The 16,270-nt window shown below is 70.7% G+C and carries 18 protein-coding genes; 10 read left to right on the top strand and 8 right to left on the bottom strand.

The window, feature by feature from the left end; translation table 11 throughout:
- Positions 1-927, bottom strand: coding sequence for a cyclase family protein (locus tag ACFVV1_RS27180; protein ID WP_389994115.1), 927 nt, complete (start codon positions 925-927; stop codon positions 1-3).
- A gap of 83 nt (positions 928-1,010) precedes the next feature.
- Between ACFVV1_RS27180 and ACFVV1_RS27175 the strand changes: the two genes are divergently transcribed.
- Both ACFVV1_RS27175 and ACFVV1_RS27170 read left to right on the top strand, forming a co-directional pair.
- Positions 1,011-1,943, top strand: coding sequence for an SDR family oxidoreductase (locus tag ACFVV1_RS27175; RefSeq protein ID WP_389994112.1), 933 nt, complete (start codon positions 1,011-1,013; stop codon positions 1,941-1,943).
- A gap of 132 nt (positions 1,944-2,075) precedes the next feature.
- Positions 2,076-3,125, top strand: coding sequence for a Zn-dependent alcohol dehydrogenase (locus tag ACFVV1_RS27170; protein WP_389994109.1), 1,050 nt, complete (start codon positions 2,076-2,078; stop codon positions 3,123-3,125).
- A 12-nt stretch (positions 3,126-3,137) separates the two neighbouring features.
- Here ACFVV1_RS27170 and ACFVV1_RS27165 read toward each other — a convergent pair whose 3' ends face one another.
- On the bottom strand, positions 3,138-4,121 hold the full coding sequence (locus ACFVV1_RS27165; protein WP_389994106.1) for a GlxA family transcriptional regulator: 984 nt from the start codon (positions 4,119-4,121) through the stop codon (positions 3,138-3,140).
- Between the two features lie 142 nt (positions 4,122-4,263).
- Between ACFVV1_RS27165 and ACFVV1_RS27160 the strand changes: the two genes are divergently transcribed.
- Both ACFVV1_RS27160 and ACFVV1_RS27155 read left to right on the top strand, forming a co-directional pair.
- Positions 4,264-5,505, top strand: coding sequence for an MFS transporter (locus ACFVV1_RS27160; protein WP_389994102.1), 1,242 nt, complete (start codon positions 4,264-4,266; stop codon positions 5,503-5,505).
- Positions 5,502-5,948, top strand: a complete 447-nt coding sequence (locus ACFVV1_RS27155; RefSeq protein ID WP_389994099.1) for a DUF2809 domain-containing protein — start codon at positions 5,502-5,504, stop codon at positions 5,946-5,948. Before ACFVV1_RS27160 ends, ACFVV1_RS27155 begins: the two co-directional genes overlap by 4 nt.
- Here the strand turns inward: ACFVV1_RS27155 and ACFVV1_RS27150 are convergent.
- Positions 5,905-6,234, bottom strand: a complete 330-nt coding sequence (locus ACFVV1_RS27150) for a hypothetical protein (RefSeq protein WP_389994096.1) — start codon at positions 6,232-6,234, stop codon at positions 5,905-5,907. The genes ACFVV1_RS27155 and ACFVV1_RS27150 overlap by 44 nt on opposite strands.
- 186 nt (positions 6,235-6,420) lie before the next feature.
- Here ACFVV1_RS27150 and ACFVV1_RS27145 point away from each other — a divergent pair, with 186 nt between their 5' ends.
- Positions 6,421-7,752, top strand: coding sequence for an MFS transporter (locus ACFVV1_RS27145; RefSeq protein ID WP_389994093.1), 1,332 nt, complete (start codon positions 6,421-6,423; stop codon positions 7,750-7,752).
- 39 nt (positions 7,753-7,791) lie between these two features.
- Here the strand turns inward: ACFVV1_RS27145 and ACFVV1_RS27140 are convergent, their stop codons facing one another.
- Positions 7,792-8,520, bottom strand: a complete 729-nt coding sequence (locus tag ACFVV1_RS27140) for a DUF6585 family protein (RefSeq protein WP_389994091.1) — start codon at positions 8,518-8,520, stop codon at positions 7,792-7,794.
- Between the two features lie 44 nt (positions 8,521-8,564).
- Complete coding sequence (locus ACFVV1_RS27135; protein ID WP_389994251.1) at positions 8,565-9,659, bottom strand: M20 family metallopeptidase; 1,095 nt, start codon at positions 9,657-9,659, stop codon at positions 8,565-8,567.
- Positions 9,660-9,864: 205 nt separating this feature from the next.
- On the opposite strand from ACFVV1_RS27135, the gene ACFVV1_RS27130 reads away from it, so the two are divergent.
- Positions 9,865-10,764, top strand: a complete 900-nt coding sequence (locus tag ACFVV1_RS27130) for a LysR family transcriptional regulator (protein ID WP_389994088.1) — start codon at positions 9,865-9,867, stop codon at positions 10,762-10,764.
- Positions 10,765-10,839: 75 nt separating this feature from the next.
- Here the strand turns inward: ACFVV1_RS27130 and ACFVV1_RS27125 are convergent, their stop codons facing one another.
- Positions 10,840-11,454 carry a flavin reductase family protein gene (locus ACFVV1_RS27125; protein WP_389994249.1) on the bottom strand — a complete coding sequence of 205 codons (615 nt, stop codon included), beginning with the start codon at positions 11,452-11,454 and terminating at the stop codon, positions 10,840-10,842.
- Positions 11,455-11,607: 153 nt separating this feature from the next.
- On the opposite strand from ACFVV1_RS27125, the gene ACFVV1_RS27120 reads away from it, so the two are divergent.
- Positions 11,608-12,561, top strand: a complete 954-nt coding sequence (locus tag ACFVV1_RS27120) for a hypothetical protein (RefSeq protein WP_389994086.1) — start codon at positions 11,608-11,610, stop codon at positions 12,559-12,561.
- A 53-nt stretch (positions 12,562-12,614) separates the two neighbouring features.
- Here ACFVV1_RS27120 and ACFVV1_RS27115 read toward each other — a convergent pair whose 3' ends face one another.
- Entirely contained in the window at positions 12,615-12,824 is a 210-nt protein-coding gene (locus ACFVV1_RS27115) for a DUF397 domain-containing protein (RefSeq protein WP_389994083.1), read from the bottom strand.
- Positions 12,821-13,699, bottom strand: a complete 879-nt coding sequence (locus ACFVV1_RS27110; protein ID WP_389994080.1) for a helix-turn-helix domain-containing protein — start codon at positions 13,697-13,699, stop codon at positions 12,821-12,823. The genes ACFVV1_RS27115 and ACFVV1_RS27110 overlap by 4 nt, the downstream gene beginning before the upstream one ends.
- A gap of 155 nt (positions 13,700-13,854) precedes the next feature.
- On the opposite strand from ACFVV1_RS27110, the gene ACFVV1_RS27105 reads away from it, so the two are divergent.
- The 3 genes from ACFVV1_RS27105 to ACFVV1_RS27095 form a co-directional block, all read left to right on the top strand.
- On the top strand, positions 13,855-14,295 hold the full coding sequence (locus ACFVV1_RS27105) for an ATP-binding protein (RefSeq protein WP_389994078.1): 441 nt from the start codon (positions 13,855-13,857) through the stop codon (positions 14,293-14,295).
- A gap of 275 nt (positions 14,296-14,570) precedes the next feature.
- Positions 14,571-15,476 (top strand): helix-turn-helix domain-containing protein, encoded by a 906-nt coding sequence (locus tag ACFVV1_RS27100; protein WP_389994075.1) that lies wholly within the window; start codon positions 14,571-14,573, stop codon positions 15,474-15,476.
- 15 nt (positions 15,477-15,491) lie between these two features.
- Positions 15,492-16,270, top strand: a 779-nt coding sequence (locus tag ACFVV1_RS27095; protein WP_389994072.1) for a hypothetical protein, incomplete at its 3' end; no start/stop codon positions are given.

Genomic DNA, 16,270 nt, shown 5'->3' with positions numbered 1-16,270 from the left:
TCAGAGGATGGCCACCGGGGCGACCGGGGTGCCGGTGGCGCCGACGAACGGCTCCGGCATCGCGGAGAGCAGAAAGCTGTAGCGACCCTCGTCCGCACAGGCTGTGGACAACTTTTCCAGGTTCCAGTTCTGGCCCTGCAGCATGCCCATCTCGACCAGGTCCAGCGCGTGCACCCCCAGCCACAGATCCTCGATCTCGGGCGGGAAGATCTCGAAGGTCAGGGTGTCATTGGCGACCGCCGCCACATCGCGCGCCCGGAACCACTCGGGCGTCCGGATCGAGAGGCCGGGCGACGGATAGCCGTACGCCTGCCTGTCGCCCGCCAGGTAGACCTGCACCTGCCCCGTCCGTACGAGCACGATGTCACCGGCCCGGACCCGGACCCCCGCCAGATCCTCGGCCGCGTCCAGGTCCTCGGGGGTGACGGCGTGGTCGCCGGGCAGCCTCTCCACACCGTGGGCGCGGGCCACATCGAGCAGCACCCCGCGCGAGACGATGTGCGGCGCCTTGTCGATCCCGCTGAACCGGGCTCCGTCGTGGGCGGTGATCGTGGCGGCCGGGCGGCCGTTGTAGATCTTCCCCGAGTGCGAGGCGTGGGTGAGGGCGTCCCAGTGGGTGGCCGTCTGGAGGCTCAGGACCGCCGTGTCGTCGCTGGTGGCGACGGTGCCGGGGCCGAAGAGCTCCTGATTGATCTGGATCATGGTGTGCAGCGGATTGATCCGCCCGGGGATCAGCCCGCTCTGGACGCCGTCCTGCTGGAGAGGCAGCGCGAGCGGCACGCGCAGCCCGGTGCGGACGGCGCCGGCCGCCTCCCGTACGACCGCGTCGGTGATCAGATTGAGCGTGCCGATCTCGTCGTCGGCGCCCCAACGGCCCCAGTTGTTCACCCGCTTGGCGATGTCGTGGAACTCGGCCGGCAGTGACATGGAGCCTCCCGGGGCTTGTGTTCGTGGACCTGATGGCCCATAAAATCTAACGGTCCGTCAGAAACCGCGGGAAGGGGCCGGGCATGGGGAACTTCTTGGCAGGCAAAGTGGTGGCCGTGACCGGAGCCGGACGCGGCATCGGGAGGGCGGTCGCGCTCGCGGCGGCGGCCGAGGGCGCGAGAGTCGTCGTCAACGACTACGGCGTGTCCATCGAGGGCGGCGAGCCGAGCAGCGAGATAGCCGAGTCCGTCGTCAAGGAGATCGAGGCGGCGGGCGGTACGGCGGTGGCCGTCGCCGACGACATCTCCACGATGGCGGGCGGGCAGCGGATCGTGGACACGGCGCTCGCCCAGTACGGGCGGATCGACGGGGTCGTGTGCGTGGCGGGGATCCTGCGGGAACGGATGCTGTTCAACATGTCCGAGGAGGAGTGGGACCCGGTGGTCGCCACGCACCTCAAGGGCACGTTCACCGTTTTCCGGGCCGCCTCGGCGGTGATGCGGAAGCAGGAGGACGGCGGCACACTGATCGGCTTCACCAGCGGCAACCATCAGGGCAGCGTCGCCCAGGCCAACTACAGCGCCGCGAAGGGCGGGATCATCTCGCTGGTACGGAGCGCGGCGCTCGGCCTGCACAAGTACGGCGTCACGGCGAACGCCGTCGCACCCGTCGCCCGTACCCGGATGTCCGCCAATGTGCCCATGGAACTCAAGGAGATCGGCGAGCCGGAGGATGTGGCGGCGCTCGTCGTCTACCTGCTCAGCGAGCGGGCCCGCAAGGAGAGGATCACCGGCCAGGTGTACACGATCGCCGGCCCGAAGATCGCGGTCTGGGCCCAGCCGAGGGAGCTGCGGGCCGGGTACGCGGAGGGGGCCTGGACCCCGGAACGGATCGCGGACTTCCTGCCGGGGACGGTGGGCTCGGACCCGATGCCGATTCTGGCGCAGCTGGAGGAGATGGCCGCGGCCGCCGCGGCGAAGGCACGGCCGAACAAGGCCGGCTCCTCCGGCCTGTGAGGAGCGGGGGTTGAGGGGGCGGAGCCCCCGGCCATGGCGGTTCACCCGGTCCGACACCATCCACGGCGGCTCGGACGAGATCCAGCGCAACATCATCGCCGAGCGAGCGCTCGGCCTACCGAGGGAGCCGAGATGAGAGGCGTCGTCTTCGACGGCAAGCGGACCGAGGTCGTCGACGATCTGGAGATACGCGATCCGGGCCCCGGCGAAGTGCTGGTGGCGGTGGCCGCGGCCGGACTGTGCCACAGCGATCTGTCGGTGATCGACGGGACGATTCCGTTCCCGTCGCCGGTGGTGCTCGGGCACGAGGGCGCGGGCGTGGTGGAGGCGGTCGGCGCGGGCGTCGGCCATGTGGCGCCCGGCGACCATGTGTCGCTGTCGACGCTGGCCAGCTGCGGGGCGTGCGCGCAGTGCGACCGGGGCCGGCCGACGATGTGCCGCAAGGCGATCGGGATGCCGCAACGGCCGTTCTCGCGGCGGGGCGAGCCGTTGTACCAGTTCGCGTCCAACTCGGCCTTCGCCGAACGGACCCTGGTCAAGGCCGTGCAGGCGGTGAAGATCCCCACGGACCTGCCGTTCACCTCGGCGGCCCTGATCGGCTGCGGGGTGGTGACGGGAGTCGGAGCCGTACTCAACCGGGCGAAGGTCGACCGGGGCGACTCCGTCGTGGTGATCGGCACCGGCGGCATCGGTCTCAACGTCATCCAGGGGGCCCGGATCGCGGGCGCCCTGACGATCGTCGCCGTCGACGCCAACCCGGCGAAGGAGGCGGTGGCACGGCAGTTCGGCGCGACGCACTTCCTGACGTCGGCCGACGGCGTACGGGAGATCCTGCCGAGCGGCGCCGACCACGCCTTCGAGTGCGTGGGCCGTACGGAACTGATCCGTACCGCGATCGACCTGCTGGACCGGCACGGCCAGGCGGTCCTGCTGGGCGTCCCCGCGGCGACCGCGGAGGCCTCGTTCCTCGTCTCGTCGCTGTTCCTGGACAAGTCGATCCTGGGCTGCCGGTACGGCTCCTCTCGCCCGCAGCGGGACATCGCGCTCTACGCGGAGCTGTACCGGGAGGGCAGGCTGCTGCTGGACGAACTCGTCACCGAGACCTACCCGGTGGAGGACTTCGCCAAGGCGGCGGACGACGCGCACCACGGCCGGGTGGCGCGGGGGGTCCTGGTCTTCTGAGGCGGAAGGGCATCAGGCCTGTCCGGCCCGGAACGTGCGCCGGTACGCCGTCGGGGACACCCCCAGCGCCGCCTGGAGATGCTGCCGCAGCGACGTCGCCGTCCCGAACCCCGCGTCCCTCGCCACCTGGTCGATCGACAGGTCCGTCGACTCCAGCAGCTGCCGGGCCCGTTCGACCCGCTGCCGGGTCAGCCACTGGACGGGGCTCACCCCGACCTCCTCCCGGAACCGGCGGGTGAACGTCCGTACGCTCATCGACTCCTGCTGCGCCATGTCGCGCAGCAGGATCGGGCGATCCAGCCGGCCGAGCGCCCAGGTGCGCGCGGAGGTGGTGGTCGCGAACTGCGTCTCGGGTACGGGGCGCTGGATGTACTGCGCCTGCCCGCCGTCCCGGTGCGGGGGCACCACCGTGCGGCGGGCGACGTCATTGGCGACGGCGGTGCCGTGGTCGCGGCGCACGATGTGCAGGCAGAGGTCGATTCCGGCGGCGACCCCGGCGGAGGTCAGGACGTCCCCGTCGTCGATGAACAGGACGTCCGGGTCGACGCGGACCTTGGGGAAGAGCTGCTGGAAATGGTCGGCGGAGGACCAGTGCGTGGTGGCGGGCCGCCCGTCGAGATATCCGGCTGCGGCCAGCACGTAACTGCCCGTGCAGATGGAGACCATCCGGGTGCCCGGCCTGATGTGCGCGAACGCGGCGGCGAGCTCGTCGGTGAGCCTGCCCTCCGCGTAGACGGGGCCGAGTTCGTAACTGGCGGGGATCACGACCGTGTCGGCGGTGGCCAGCGTCTCGGGGCCGCGTTCGACGGTGATCGTGAAGTCCGCGTCGGTGCGGACGGGGCCTGGCGTACGTACGGAGCAGGTCACGACTTCATAGAGTTTGCGGCCCTCGTCGCGCGGCTCGCAACCGCGCGAAAGGCCGAAGATCCTTTGAGGGATGCCCAGTTCGAAGGGGAGCAGCCCGTCGAGGGCCAGGACGGCGATGCGGTGCGGCATTGGCGGACTCCCTTCACCCCTAGCTGGTATAGACCTTAAGCTGATACATGTCACTGCTGTGAAGGAAAAGTCAGCAGAGCGCGTCTGCATTCCCGGCGCGGACCGCGAGGGCGCACCGCCCCTTTTGCCTCGTTCGTCGAGCATGGGGCCGATGGGCGACGGACTGGGTCACAGCCTGGACGGTGGCCGGCCGGCCGAGCTCTGGAACCGTAACTTCCGGCTCTTCTTCGTCGCCCGTACCGCCGCGCTCTTCGGCGACGGAATGATCCCGGTGGCGCTCACCGCGGGCCTGCTGGGGGCGGGCCGGCCGCACTCGTCGGTGGGGTTCGCGCTCGCGGCCTGGATGGGGCCGCTGGCGCTCTTCGTGCTCTTCGGCGGCGTACTGGCGGACCGGTTCACCCCGCGCCGGATGATGATCATCGCTGATGCGCTGCGGCTGGTCGGGGCCTCGGTGCTGGCGGTCTCCTTCGCCACCGGCAACCCGCCGCTGTGGGCGGTGTACGCGCTCAGCGCGGTCGCCGGTGTGGGCGCCGCGCTCTTCCAGCCGGGCGTCGCGTCGACCGTGCCCCGGCTGGCCTCGGACGTGCAGCGCGCCAACGCGGTGCTCCGGGTCTCCGAGGCGCTGATGACCATGGCGGGCCCGGCCTTCGCGGGCCTGCTCGTCGGACTGACCAGCGCCGGGGCGGTCTACGCGGCGAACGCGTCGACGTTCCTGGTCTCCGGCCTCTGCCTCTTCCTGATGCGGCTCGCCCCGGCCCCGTCGGACGCCGCGCAGCGCGGCACCTTCGTCGCCGAACTGGTCGACGGATGGCGCGAGTTCCGGGCCCGCAGCTGGCTGTGTGGGGTGATCGCGATCTGGACGGTGTACGGCTTCACGGTGCTCGGCCCGATGCTGCCGCTCACCGCGGTCGAGGTCACCGAGGCACACGGCTCGGGGACGTACGGCGTGATGATGGCGGTGAACGGTGCGGGCAGCGTCGTCGGCGGGCTGCTCGCCCTGCGCCTGAGACCGCGCCGCCCGCTCGCGGCGGGGGCCGCGGCGCTGAGCGCGGTCTGTGTGAACCTGGTGGTGCTGGGCCTCGGGCTGCCGGTGGCCGCGCTCGGGGTGGGGCAGTTCGTGGCGGGCGCGGCGTTCGCTTTCTGGCTGGTGATGTGGTCGACGACGGTGCAGACCCATGTGCCGCCGCAGGCGCTGAACCGGCTGCACGCGTACGACGTGGCGGGCTCGCTGCTGATGCTGGCGGCGGGCCGGGCACTGGCCGGACCCGTCGCGGACCGGGTGGGCGCACCGGAGGTGCTGCTGGCCGGAGCGGTGATCAACACGGTGGTGGTGGCGGTACTGCTGGCGGCCCGGCCGATCAGACGGCTGGAGCGGATCGGATGACCGCGGGAGGGTCGGACACCGTCGTGCCCCGGGCGGCGCGGACGGCTCTGCGGGCCCGCGCGGTCGCGGCCGGGGCCGCGGCGCTGACCGTCGCCGCGGGGCTCGGGGTCAGGGCGTTCGGGGACGGTGCCGTCGCCAAGTACGCCGGGGACGCGCTCTACACCGTGCTGATCTGCGCCCTGGCCACCGTGATCGCCCCGCGTGCGCGGCCGGCCGTCACGGCCGGGACGGCGCTCGCGTTCAGCTGGGCGGTCGAGCTGCTGCAACTGACCGGGGTGCCCGCGGAACTCTCCCGGCACAGCACGGTGGCGCGGCTGGTGCTCGGCTCGGCCTTCAACGCACCCGACCTGTTCTGGTACGCGGCGGGGGCGGGGTGCGCCTGGGCCGTGGCAGCCCTGGCTACTTGCTTCGGGAGCGCTCCTCGGACCGCTGCATCTCGATGACCTGGAAGACATGGGCGCTGGTCTGCCTGCGCACACTGCCACCGACGAGCAGCGCCGCACCGCACACGGACAAGGGGGCGGAGATCGCCAGAATGGCCAGCTGCTTCGGCCACTCGGTGATCATCTCGCAGTCGTTCGTGACCCGGTAGCAGTACGCGTCCTGCTGTTCCACCAGCAGGAAGCCCAGCCAGATCCACAGGGCGCAGGCGACGATGAGAAGCACGGCGCCCCAGGCCTGCATCAGCGCGGAGCGGTGGTGGAACTGCTGGCGTGCTGCCCACTGCATGAGATCCCCCGGTTCGGTACGTGGCGAAGGCTTCGGTGCGCGACGACGGCGCGGCGTACGACCGCCGGCCGACAGGTGATCGTACGCACAGTGCCGGGACCGCTCGCGGCGCGTGGCCCGATCCCTGCGAAGGGTGGCCCTCCGGCCACTCGTGAACAGATATGTCGCGACCCGATGCTGAGTGACGTGACCCAGACAACCGAAAGCGCCGCCCGGGACGACGACCGGCAGGCCACCCCCGTAGTCCCCGACGGGCGCTCCCGCCGGCGCATTCACCGCGCCTGGGTCGTCGCCGTCGTCACCTTCGTGACGATCATCGGCGGCGCCGCCTTCAACTCCCTGCCCGGCCTCCTCATCGACCCGCTCCACACGGAGTTCGGCTGGTCGCGCGGGGAGATCGGACTCGCCGTCTCCATCGACATGGCGCTGTACGGGCTCACCGCACCGTTCGCGGCCGCGCTGATGGACCGCTTCGGTATCCGCCGGGTCGTCGTCGTGGCCCTTTCCACGGTGGCGGCCGGGGCGCTGGCCAGCGTCTGGATGACGGCCTCCTGGCAGCTGATGATCTATTGGGGGCTGCTCGTCGGCCTCGGCACCGGGTCGATGGCGTTGGCCTTCTCGGCAACGGTCACCAACCGCTGGTTCGTCGCCCGGCGCGGTCTGGTCACCGGCATCCTCACCGCGGCGGGCGCCTCCGGCCAGCTGGTCTTCCTGCCGCTGTGCGCCTGGATCGTCGAGGAGCACGGCTGGCGTCCGGCCTCGGTGACCGTGGCCCTCGCCGCCCTGGTCGTCGTTCCGTTCGTCTGGCTCCTGATGCGCGACCACCCGGCGGATGTGGGCCTCGCCCCGTACGGCGGCACCTACGTGGCGAAGCCCGCACCCGCACGCGGGGCGGCGAGGCGCACCGTACGCGTCCTGTTCGATGCCGCCCGCACCGGGCCGTTCTGGCTGCTGGCCGGTACGTTCGCGATCTGCGGGGCCTCGACCAACGGCCTGATCCGTACGCACTTCGTGCCGTCGGCCCACGACCACGGCATGCCCATCACCGCCGCGGCCTCGCTGCTCGCCGTCATCGGGGTCTTCGACATCATCGGCACGGTCTTCTCCGGCTGGCTCACCGACCGCTTCGACGCCCGCCGGCTCCTCGCCGTCTACTACGCGCTGCGCGGCGTCTCGCTGCTCTTCCTGCCGATGCTGATGGCGCCGACGGTGCATCCGCCGATGGTGTTCTTCATCGTCTTCTACGGTCTGGACTGGGTCGCCACCGTCCCTCCGACGCTGGCCCTGTGCCGCGAGCAGTACGGCGAGGACAGCGCCATCGTCTTCGGCTGGGTCCTCGCCTCCCACCAGGTGGGCGCGGCGCTGGTGGCGTTCCTGGGCGGTGTGGCGCGCGATGTGTTCGGCTCGTACGACATGGTCTGGTACGCGTCGGGGGCGCTGTGCGCGATGGCGGCCCTGATGGCGCTGGTGATCCGGCGGGTCCGGGAGCCGTCGGGCGCCACCGCGGGACTCGGCTGACGGTTCCGGAGGCGGACGGGCGCCCGGCGCCGGCCGGTCTCAGGCGGAGAGGTTCTCGGCGACCGTCAGGAAGACAGGGAAGTTCGCGATGTCGCTGACTGCGACGCTGCACCAGCGGCCGGATTCACCGGCCCTCATGATGTGAACCCTGCCCGCCCCGACCTGTATCTCCTGGACGTCGGACCAAGGGAGGTGGCCATTCCTGGTGGTGGCCATGCCGGTGCGGGAGAGCGAGATGTCACCGAAGTTGACGGTCTGGCCTTCCAGGATCGATTCCAGGACCTCCGGGCCCTGGGCCCGGAGGATGGCCCCCTGCATATGAGGTCCCCAGGTTTGGGGGCCTTCGTAGAATTCCGTGATCGTTGCGTTGACGCGGCCCGGGCCGACCGCGGAGTAGACGTGGTTGATGGGGCCGGGGACTTCGTTGATGATCTTCTGGCTGATGTTCTGGTAGAGCCGCACGGAGTCCCAGCGGATGGCGACCATGCCGTCGCCGGACTGCGGGTGCACGATCATTCCGTGCTCGAACAGGTGGAGACGCTTGGCAGCCTGCTTTCTGCTGAAGTCCGGATACCGGCGCAGCCACCAGAAGAACATCAGGCCGGGTATCACGAAGATCGCCAAGAGGTGGACGATCGTGAAGATGTAGAGGGCGAAGATCGGTTTGCCCAGGCGCTTGGGGATGAACGTGCCCTCCAACGCGCCGAGTTGATGACGGGCTGCCAGTGCGGCGGCTTCGGGTGACAGGGCGGTCGGTGCTGCTGCCATGAATCTCTCCTTCGCGTTCACGCCGGAACGACCGGTGTGCCGCTTCATCGCCGCGTCCGCGCGATCAGCTGGGCGAGGAGGCGGGTGCGGGGGATCACCTGCCCGACCGCGACGTGCTCGGCATCCGCGTGGGCTCCGCTGCCGACCGCGCCCAGGCCGTCCAGCGTCGGGCAGCCCGTGCCCGCGATGTAGTTGCCGTCGGAGGCGCCGCCCACAGCGACTCCCCGCAGCGGTTCCTGTCCCAGTTCCGAGGCGATCGCGGAGGCGAGGGCGAACAGTTCGGCGGAGGACTCCGGTTCCATCGGGGGCCGTCTCCTGCCGCCCCGTACGCTCAGCCGCGCTCCGGGCGTCCGGGCGGTCAGCCCTTGCATGAGGGCGTCGATCCGGTCCTGCGCCGCCAGGGTCGGCACGCGCACGTCCACCGACACTTTCGCCAGCGCGGGCACCGTGTTGAGCGTGCTGCCGGCCGACAGCAGGGTGGGCGTGACGGTCGGGTCTCCCAGTCCGGAACCGGTGGTGCCCATCGAAGCTGCGAGGCCGGCGACGGCCAGGACCTGGTGGGCGGCCTCGATCGCGGCGTTGACCCCCTTCTCCGGTTCCAGACCGGCATGGGCGGCCCTGCCGTGCACCACGACCTCGTACCGTGAGGTGCCCTTGCGGGCGGTCTTGAGGGCGCCCTCCGCATCGGCGGACGCCTCCAGCACGAAGGCGGCCGCGCAACCGCGTGCGGATTCCTCGATCAGTGCCCGGGAGGTCGGGGAGCCGATTTCCTCGTCCCCGTTGACCAGCACGCACACGCCGTCGGGGGATGGCAGGGAGGCCAGCGCGTGGAACATCTGCACCAGCCCGGCCTTCATGTCCAGGACACCGGGGCCCCGGGCGACCCCGTCGGCCACCGACCAGGGATGTGTCTCCAGCGAACCCATGGGCCACACCGTGTCGTGGTGTCCCACAAGCAGCACACGCGGTCTTCCGAAGGTCCACCGCAGATGGGGCACCCCGTCGATCACGATCGTCTCCGGTGCCGGGCCCAACAGCCTCTCGCCCAGGGCGCCGACGACCTCGGCGCTGCGGGCCAGCGCCGCGTGGTCGGCCGAGAAGGACTCGCAGACCACGAGCTCCTCCAGATCGGCCAGCATCGCCGGCAACGCGAGCCCGGCTCGCGCGGTCACCGGCCCCGCCCCGGACAGGCCTTTATCAGTAACGACACTTTTCCTCCTCGGAGTTGATGCCGGAGAAGCCGCGGGGCGGCGGTGCCGTCCGACCCCTCCCGCAAGCGCGACCACGTGATCGACGCTACGGCGGGACAAGGCATTCCACCAGCGACTAGATTGCATGCGATCCATGCTTGGGGGGAATGTGTTCGAGATCGACGCACTGCGTCTGCTGGTGACCGTGGCCGAGACCGGATCGTTCACGAAGGCCGCGGTCCGGCTCGACTACACGCAGTCCGCGGTGTCCCGGCGCATCGCCTCGTTGGAGAAGCGGGCGGGCGGGCCGCTGTTCGAACGGCTCGCCCGGGGCGTACGGCTGAACCCCGCCGGACATGCGCTGCACCGTCATGCCGTGGAGGTGCTCGACCGTCTGTCGAGGGCGGAGCACGAGCTGACCGTGATCCATGCGGGGCACGGCGGGACGCTGCGCGTGGGGGCGTTCGCCACCGCCAACATCTCGTTGGTGCCCGCTGCTCTGCGGGCGTTTGTCCAGTCCAGACCAGATGTCGAGGTCATCGCGGCCGAGGGCCGGAGCGGTGCGCTGATGCAGCGTCTCGTGGAGGGAGCGCTCGACCTCGCCGTGGTCAGCGACTACCCGTCCGGTCTGCCGTCGGCCGACGGCGTCACCACGGAGGTTCTGCTGGCGGACGAACTGCTCGTCGTTCTCCCTCGCAGCCATCGCCTGGCCGGATCCGGGACGATCGATCTACGTGAACTCCGCGACGAGGCCTGGCTCCAGGACGCGCCCGCGGACCGGCCCATGCTGCTCGCCGAGATCTGCGAACGGGCCGGATTCAGGCCGAAGAAGATCATCCGAATCGCGGAGTGGACCGGGAAGTTCGGCTATGTGGCCGCCGGGCTGGGGGTCGCCCTGGTCCCCTCGCTGGCCTCCTGGGCGGTCCCGGCCGAACTCTCCCTCTGCCGGCTCGGCGACCTGGCCCCGCGCCGGACCGTACATGTCGCGCTGCCCGCCGCCCCGCTTCCGGCGGCACTGAAACTGCGGGATCTGCTGCGCGACGCCGTCGGCTGAACCGCCATCGGCCGGGCACGATCGGGGCCGTGGTGCGCGTTCACCCGCCGGTCCGGGCCGGGGCGCGGTGAACGTTCAACCGCCGAGCGGCCCGAACCGCCCGAACACCCCCCGGTGGAACAGCAGCGGACCGTCCTCGTCCGCCGCCCCCAGCGCCTCCACCCTGCCCACCACGATCAGATGGTCGCCCCCGGTGTGGACGGCCTGGATGCGGCAGTCGATCCAGGCCGGTACGGAGTCCAGCAGCGGCGACCCGGTCGCGGGAGCCGCCTCGTACGCCACCCCCGCGAACTTGTCGGCCCCGCTCACCGCGAAGCTCCGGCACAGTGCGCCCTGGTCCGCGCCCAGGATGTTGACGCAGAACGCCCCGGCGCGGGCGATGCGAGGCCAGGTCGTCGACGTACGGGCGACCATGAAGGTGACCAGCGGCGGGTCGAGGGAGAGCGACGCGAACGACTGGCAGGCGAAGCCCGCCGGCCCCTCCGCGTCGTCCGGGTCGTGTGCGGTGACGACGGTGACCCCGCTCGCGAAGTGCCCCAGTACGCGGCGGAATTCGGCCGGATCGACCGGCAGCCGCTCGTCGTCGGCGACGGCCCGCAGATCCGGGCGCGGCAGTGGGTCGACCGGCGCCGTCCCTGCGGTGGTGGCGGCGCCGACGGACCTGAGGTACCGGACGGCGGTGGCGGCCATGCCTGCGTGTCCCATCACGCCTTCCATTGAAACTGACGGAACGTCAGATGGGAAGGGCGGGGGCAAAGGTTCCGCGTGCGAAGAGGGGGTGAGCCCCGCCCCGGTGCGGGCCTTTCCGGTGCGCGAGGATACGCGCGAGGAGAGGGAGAGCACGTGCCGATATCAGCTGCGGGAGACGCGGGGACGATGGCCAGGGGTGCGGAGGCGTCCCCGGCGCTGCCGGACCTGTGGACCGGACGGTCGATCCTGGCGGGCGCGGGCGCGCTGTTGATGGGGGCTGTGCTCGGCGTCGAGGTCGCGGGGTTCGCGGAGCTGGCCGCTCAGGCGCCCGTGCCGCCGGACGGACCCGGAACGACCTTGCTGGTCACGCCGTTCCTCGTCTGCTTCGGCGGCCCGTTCGCCCTGGTGGCGAGTCTGCTCGTCGTGCTGCCCACGGCCTCCGTGGCCCGCTGGGCGAGCACTCGGTTCACCGGCCGGGACGTGTGGGGGTGGGTGCCGGTCGTCGCCGTGGTGCCGGTGACCGCAGGTGTGGCGGCCTTCGGCATCACCCGACATCCCGGCCCCGGCCCGCTGGCCCTGAGCTGGCCGGCGGGCGCGGTACTGCTCACGGGCTCCGCTCTCCTGGCGCGCGGTGCCGCGCTGCACGGAGGCCGGTTCCGGCGCATCCCCGGCTACGGCGCGCTCGCCGCCGTGGCCGTGTTCGGGATAGGCACGGCCGCGTTCGCGACCGGTCTGGTCACCGAGTACCGCCCGCCGAAGGTCGACGCCACTCAGCTGGTCGGGAACTGGACCGACGGAGAGGGCGGCACGCTGCGGCTGGCCGCCGACGGCACGGCGCGCGCCGAAGAGCTGACGGATCACGACTCCGCCGTCGAGCGCGGTGCGGTACTGGAGGCCGGGAAGTATCGCTGCACGGGGCGGGGGACGTGGTCCTACGAACCCGGTGATTCCACTACGTGGCAGCAGAGCGTGCGGCTCGACATCGAGGGCTGCTCCTTCGCCGGCGACTTTGACGGCTGGCTGATCAGCGGCACGTCGGACCGGCCCGAACTCAACCAGGGGTACGGCGATCCGGACTCACCGGACTGGTACACGCTCAGCCGGTGACCGGCCCCCGAACCCGCCCGAGCCGGGGCCGGGACCGGGGCGAGCGTTGACGGTCAGGTCCCGGCGGCATACGGCACGAAGTGCGCCCATGCGTCGGGGGTTACGGCGAACCGGGGGCCCGGCGTGTTCTTCGAGTCGCGGACGTGGATCGAGCTGGGAGTGGTGGCGACCTCGACGCAGTCGTTGGGGTTGCTGCTGTCGCTGTAGCTGCTCTTGAACCACGCCAGCTCGGAGTCGTCCCCAGCAGAGGTCTTCCGGATCATGTTTCTCCCAGCGCTCGCTCGATGAAGGCCAGCGACTCCCGTGCGCTGAGAGCCTCCGCCCGGATGATGCCATAGCGGAGTTCAAGGATCCGTAGCTGCTTCGGGCTGGAGACGGGACGACCACCGAACTCGTCATCAGAACGCCCGACTGCCGTGCCGTCCTCGAACTTCAGCATCTGGATCCGCCCGCCTGTCCCAGGATGATCCCAATAGGCGGTCGGCATCACCTGAATTTCGACGTTGCGCAACTGCCCTACCTCCAGGAGGTGTTCCAGCTGCCTGCGCAACACCATCTTGCCTCCAGTGGGGCGGCTGAGCGTCGCCTCTTCCTGAACAAAGCTCAGCTCGGGGGCCGGCGAGCGGCCGAAGATTGAACGCCTGGCCATGCGGCCTGCCACACCACGCTCCACTTCATCATCCGACAGCGCAGGACGCCTCGTCCTCAGTAGTGCCCGAGCATGCTCTTCCGTCTGCAGGAGACCATGGAGGTTGTGGCTCCCGTACGACAGCAGCTCGACCGCCTTCGCCTCCATCCGCGCCAGATCCCGGATCTTCTTCGGGTACCGGACCTCCGCCACGTCCTTCTTCATCGCGGCGATCAGCCCACCGGCCCCCAGCACCTCGTCCGCCCTGTCCAGATACTCCGGGCGCGGAATCCGCTTCCCGGCCTCGACCTTGTAGACCTGGTCCTCCCCGTACCCGATCGCCACGCCGAACTCGGCGGCCCGCATCCCGGCCGTCTCCCGGCGCAGCCTCAACTGCCGCCCCACCGTGGCGACGACCGCCGCACCCGACTCGTCGTCGGGGTCGACGTCCCAACCGGGCTCGTCCGCCTCGCCCCCGGGCCGTTCCGTACCGTTCGCATCCACCCGCATCCGCGCCACCTCCGACGTGCCGTCACACCTCGACGCCCTCTACCCGCACGGCCCCTCCGGACAGCCCGGACAGCTCCGGACAACCACCGGACAGTCACCGTACGCATCCAGTCGATCACTGGTCAGCGTATGCGTGCCCGGCCACGCTGAGTGACGTGAAACAAGAAATCACCCTCCCTCAACCCCCCGCCCGCAGCCGCACGTTCACCGTGTCGCTCTCGCCCACCCGCCGGGGAGCCAGGCTGGCCCGGCTGCTCGCCGCCGCGTATCTGGGCGAGTGGGGGATCCCTTCGGAGCCGGCCGTGCAGATCGTCGCCGAACTGGCCGCCAATGCCATGGTGCACGGCCGCGTACCGGGCAGGGACTTCCGGCTCGACCTCACGATCCACGACGGCGGTTCGCTCCTGCGGATCGAGGTGAGTGACGCCCGTGGCGAGCGCCTCCCGCCCGGTCCGGGCGGCACGGCCGTCCCGGATGACGACTGCGAGTCCGGGCGCGGCCTGTTGATTGTCGAGGCGCTCGCCGACCGTTGGGGCGTCAGCCCCGGTCCCGTCCCCCGCAAGACCGTCTGGGCCGAGCTCGACCTCGCACCGTGACCGCCGCCACCGGGTCGCGGATATCCACGATCCGGTGGTCCGCGACGCGGCGCCGTGGGACATCAAAAGCCTTGAATACCTTGGGCAATGAACCTTCCCGAACCCACCCCACCTGCCGTCACCCACACGGGTGAGATCGTCCAACGTGACTGGATTTCGGGCGGGTTGGCTGGCATATGCTCGCCGCGACAAACAACCCCAGACATGCGACGGCCCCCGGCCGGGACTGGCATCCCGATCGAGGGCCTGACCAACGAGGAAGAGTGACCTTCCCGATGGATACCCAGCAGATTACCGCGCCCTCGCGCGCCTCGTCCGGTGTCATGCACGACAACTCCCGGCACACCAGCCGTTTCACGGTCGTGGGCAACCACCTCACCCAGCACCGCGAGCTCTCCCTCACCGCGATCGGGCTCGCCGCGCACATCCAGTCGCTGCCTGCCGGGGTCAGGATCGGCATCAAGGACCTCGCCGGCCGTTTCCCGGAGAGCGAGGCCCGGATTGCCGCAGCGTTACGCGAACTCGAAGCCCACGGCTACCTTCGACGTACCCGGACGCGCCTGTTTGACGGCCGGATCGTCACCCGTACGGTCTCCTGCAACCAGCCTTCGGACCAGCGGCGCACGGATGCTTTGCCGGGCCGCGACTGCCCGCAGCGTACGGTCCGTCCGCCCGTCCCCGTCCGGTCCTGTAGCGAGCCCGAGGCCGACGACGCGCATCCGGCCAGGTTTCGGACCCGCGCCAAGCCTGCGCCCCGTCGTGAGCCCGCGCCCCTGCTCGTGCCGCCGCCGGCCTTCCCCGCCGCGTCCCTCCTCCGGACCGCCGCCGACCTGCTTGCCGGGCTGCACCACCGGGACCCGCGCCTGCTGCTCTCCGCGCAGGACGTGGATGTCCTGGCCCCGGGGGTCGCCGCATGGCTGGAGCGCGAGGCCGGCCCCGCCGCCGTACAGCACGCCCTGACCAGCGAACTCCCACCCGAAGGGCTGCGCCGTCCCGCCGGTCTCCTCGCTCACCGGCTCACCGTCCGGCTTCCGCCACCGCCGCCATTCCGGGCCCTGGCCGATACCCCGCCCCGGCCGATCCCGCTGCAGAACTGCGAGGGCTGCGACCGGGCATTCCGGGCGGCGGAGCCAGGAGAGTGCCCCGACTGCCGGACCAACTTCCATCCGACCGTTCAATAGTTCTAGGGAAACCACATGGTCAGCTCGTCCCACGAGGCGATGCACCGCATCTTCCAGGAGTACCCGGGCCTGTTCTCCCGCGTTTCCGAGGTGCTGGGGGTCGAGATCGGCCCACCCGCCTCAGCGACCGTCATGCCCACCGATCTCACCGAGAACCGGCCTCTCGAACGCCGTGTCGACACCCTGCTACGCATCGACATGGAGGACGACCGGTCCTACCTCCTGGCGATCGAGGCCCAGGGCAAGAAGGACCCGGACAAGCCGGCGAGCTGGATGTACTACCTGTCGTACCTCCAGGCGAAGTACAAGTTGCCGCCCATGCTGCTGGTCGTCTGCCAGGACCGAGCCACCGCCGAATGGGCCGCGCGCCCTTTCCCCGTCGGCCACCCGCAATCGCCCGTGCTCACCCTGCAAGCCCTCGTCGCGGGCCCGCACAACATGCCGGTGATCACGGATGTGGCCGAGGCCCGCAAGGACCTGGCATTAGCCACGCTGGCCGCGATCACACACGCAGGCGATCCGGACATCGGTGCCATACTGAAAACGCTGTCGACCGCTCTGCGCGACGTACCGGAAACCATCGCCGACCCCATCGTCGAACTCACCGCACAGGGCCTGGGCAACCGCCCGGCCGCACAACAGTGGAGGAACCTGGTGGCCGTGGACCTTTCTTTCTACAAGTCATCCCTCTCGGAAGAGATCCGGGACGAAGGCCGCGCAGAGGGCCGCGCAGAAGGTCGTACGGAAGGTCTCGCGCGGGGCATCCTGCTGTTCCTTGCTCAGGCCGGTATCGA

It is taken from the genome of Streptomyces sp. NPDC058092 (assembly GCF_042884935.1).
In the GTDB taxonomy this organism is placed as follows: Bacteria; Actinomycetota; Actinomycetes; order Streptomycetales; family Streptomycetaceae; genus Streptomyces.
Note: the sequence above shows the minus strand (reverse complement) of the source record. Positions and strands in the feature narration are given on the sequence as shown.